Genomic DNA, 235 nt, shown 5'->3' on the forward strand with positions numbered 1-235 from the left:
GGTAACGATAGTTATATCTATCATTCCGGCCTGGATGTGATTACCGAGCTTGGCGGCACTGATAAAGTTATTTTCAGTAACGGCATTACCTTTAACCAGGTGGGCTCAGGGTTAACTAAAAGCGGTAATGACTTAATACTGAAAGTAAACGGCAGTAACGACAATAGCGTTACGTTAACCAACTTCTTCCTCGGTGGTGACCACTTGGTTGAAAGCTTTGAGTTTGAAACCGGCG

1 protein-coding gene is annotated in these 235 nt (G+C 43.8%); it reads left to right on the forward strand.

Annotated elements, in window-relative coordinates:
- Positions 1-235: calcium-binding protein (locus SB773_RS34700; protein ID WP_410595101.1), on the forward strand; the 235-nt coding region annotated here is incomplete at both ends.

It is taken from the genome of Bacillus sp. SIMBA_074, from assembly GCF_046534555.1.
Lineage (GTDB): Bacteria > Bacillota > Bacilli > Bacillales > Bacillaceae_G > Bacillus_A > Bacillus_A mycoides.